Source organism: Microcystis sp. M53602_WE12, from assembly GCF_030065455.1.
In the GTDB taxonomy this organism is placed as follows: domain Bacteria; phylum Cyanobacteriota; class Cyanobacteriia; order Cyanobacteriales; family Microcystaceae; genus Microcystis; species Microcystis aeruginosa.
In genome coordinates, this window is record NZ_JASJFB010000334.1 from 1 (window position 1) to 2,856 (window position 2,856).

A 2,856-nucleotide genomic window follows, 5' to 3' on the forward strand; every position below is an offset into this window, starting at 1 on the left:
AAAACGGGTTTCTAAATAGTTTCTCGAAGAAACCCGTTTTCTAAATACAAGAAAACGGGGGCGTTGTCAGATCAGAAGAGGAAAGATGCAATGCTCCGGTGCTGATTCGGAGCATCTTTCAATTTGACAACGCCGATTGTAGGGCTAATTCCACTGCTAAATCGAGCGACTCTTGTTCCCCACTTAAGCCCAACCATCGGCACTATTCGTTCATGAAACACTAATTGTCAAGATGCAATGCTATCCTTGCTATCAAAGTAATTTCAGTTCCTAGCTGATTCGGAGCATCTTTCAATTTGACAACGCCGGTATTTATGCAAGTCTTTTAAGATTGTCAAATTTTTATTTGAATTTTGTATTGATGATCGATCATAAATTTGATTTTCCTAAAATTCATCAATACAGTTGTTTTTAGAAAATGATTTAGGATTGCTATAGTTTACTTTGTCTTCTTTGGTAGAGTCCATCCAAAATCTTAAACACTTATTCCGAATAAAAAGCCGGCAAAAAAAGGCTACAAAACTTAATAATGTCCAAAACAGCTAATTTTCCCCTCGTTGGCTCTCTGGTTGGTGAAAGAAAAATCTAGGCTAATCCGATAATAACCTGCTGGCAAATCCTGCTAGGGGGGTTTTATCTGTTAAAATTTCTTGTCGTCGTGAAGTAAAGCGGGAAGAGTATGCGAATTCTATTTGTGGGTGCCGAGGCCGCCCCAATTGCCAAAGTTGGGGGAATGGGGGACGTAATTGGGGCATTACCGAAAGTCTTGCGTCAGCTAGGTCATGACGTGCGGATTTTTCTACCCTACTACGGTTTTCTCCAGGAAAAAATGGACATCCCTTCCGAACCCATTTGGTCAGGATTCGCCATGTTTCAGGATTTTTTAGTCTATGAGACGGTTTTACCCGATACGGATATTCCTCTCTACCTCTTTGGTCATCTAGCTTTCTCTGGACGCAGTATCTACGGAGGCGAAGATGAGGCCTGGCGATTTACCCTATTTGCCAATGGTGCGGCGGAATTCGCTTGGAATTACTGGAAACCGCAAGTTATTCACTGTCATGATTGGCACACGGGCATGATTCCCGTCTGGATGCACCAAGACCCCGATATTAGCACCGTTTTTACTATCCATAATCTCGCCTACCAGGGCCCTTGGCGGGAGGCATTAGAAAAAATGACTTGGTGTCCTTGGTATATGCAGGGGGATAATACCATGGCCGCGGCGGTTCAATTTGCTAATCGCATCACCACCGTTTCTCCCACCTATGCCCGTCAAATACAGACCCCCATTTATGGCGAAAATTTAGAAGGATTATTGTCCTACATTTCCGGCAATCTGGTGGGGATTGTCAACGGCATCGACACGGAGGTGTATAACCCGGCTAAAGATGCTTATCTTAAGCAGAATTTTACCCCAGAAACCATCGAAAAACGTCTGGCCAATAAAATTGCCCTGCAAGAAGAAGTGGGGCTACAGGTCAGCAGAAATGCCTTTGTCATGGGGATGGTGACGCGTTTGGTGGAACAAAAAGGTATTGATCTAGTGATGCAAATTTTAGATCGCTTTCTCACCTATACTGATGCACAATTGATTATTTTGGGTACAGGCGATCGCTATTATGAAACCCAACTGTGGGAGATGACTTCCCGTTTCCGGGGGCGAATGTCCCTGCATCTTCTCTATAGTGATGCCCTTTCCCGTCGCATCTATGGGGGGGCCGATGCTTTGTTAATGCCTTCCCGTTTTGAACCCTGCGGCATTTCCCAATTAATGGCTATGCGTTACGGTTGTATTCCCATGGTACGCCGCACCGGTGGTTTAGTCGATACGGTGTCTTTCCACGACCCGATTCAGGAAAAAGGAACAGGATTTAGTTTCGATCGCTATGAACCTTTAGACCTGTTTACCTGTATGATCCGGACTTGGGAAAGTTTTCGTTATAAACAGGATTGGCAAAAACTACAGCAACGGGCAATGACTCAAGATTTTAGTTGGTATAAATCCGCTTTGGAATATCTCAAAATCTACAAACAAATCACGGGACAATCGGAGCAATTATCCGATGAGGAAAAAGATAAATTGGTCGCCCTGACTAGCAGTTAAATCCTCCTTGAGTAGGGGTGAAGAGATATCACCCCTACTGGCTAGAAATTAATCGGTAATGGCGTTGAGAAGAACTTCCGCTAGGGTCATATCTTCCATATCATCGATAGTAATTGTGTCAACGATATCGAATTTGGCCCCCGCCGATTCTAGTTGATCGTCTAAAGCTTTGAGAAATTCGGTTGCTTGCCGATCATGGCCTACTTGAATCAGAGAAATGGCTAATTCTTGATCGCTATCGAGTTTTCGAGAAGCTTCGATGATTTGACGCATCACCGCTTTGCGATCATCTGGTTCTCCGTCGGTAATCACCAGAATAGTTTCTCCGTTGGGTTTAGTTTTGCCGGCAGTTTTGCGCTGAAAATAATTATCAAGGGCATCTTGCAGCACAGCTGCTAGGTCTGTCCTCCCCATCGGTTCGTTTTCTTGATAAATTTGTGTGACCTTATCGGAAGTAACATTATCATAGCGTCGGAAACGTCCGGAAAAAAGATAGATAGTGATGCCGTCGGGATCGATTTCCTCGCACTTTCTAGCCAAGGCGAGGGTGGATTCTTGGGCAATTTGCCAACGGGTTTTATCACTGGGTTTATCAGCAGTGGACATACTGCCACTTTTGTCAATAATCAGAGTATAATCTCTGTCCTGTACAACACTTTCACTGGCCATAGGGGCTATACCTCCAAGCAATTTGCGCTCGTCCTAGTCTAATAATTATTAAACTCTAGGATGGAAACTCTACCTCGATC

2 protein-coding genes are annotated in these 2,856 nt (G+C 44.1%); one reads left to right on the plus strand and one right to left on the minus strand.

Annotation, left to right across the window (positions count from 1 at the left end; translation table 11 throughout):
- Positions 1–679 precede the first annotated feature (679 nt).
- Positions 680–2,107: a glycogen synthase GlgA gene (gene glgA / locus PX482_RS11900; RefSeq protein ID WP_002759853.1), complete on the plus strand. Its 1,428-nt coding sequence runs from the start codon at positions 680–682 to the stop codon at positions 2,105–2,107.
- A 48-nt stretch (positions 2,108–2,155) separates the two neighbouring features.
- Here glgA and PX482_RS11905 read toward each other — a convergent pair whose 3' ends face one another.
- Positions 2,156–2,776: a vWA domain-containing protein gene (locus tag PX482_RS11905; protein ID WP_002759854.1), complete on the minus strand. Its 621-nt coding sequence runs from the start codon at positions 2,774–2,776 to the stop codon at positions 2,156–2,158.
- Positions 2,777–2,856: the final 80 nt, after the last annotated feature.

Bases quoted from the DNA above. Each gene is read 5' to 3' on its own strand.
- glgA (WP_002759853.1), top strand. From the start codon at position 680: ATGCGAATTCTATTTGTGGGTGCCGAGGCCGCCCCAATTGCCAAAGTT.
- PX482_RS11905 (WP_002759854.1), bottom strand. From the start codon at position 2,776: ATGGCCAGTGAAAGTGTTGTACAGGACAGAGATTATACTCTGATTATT.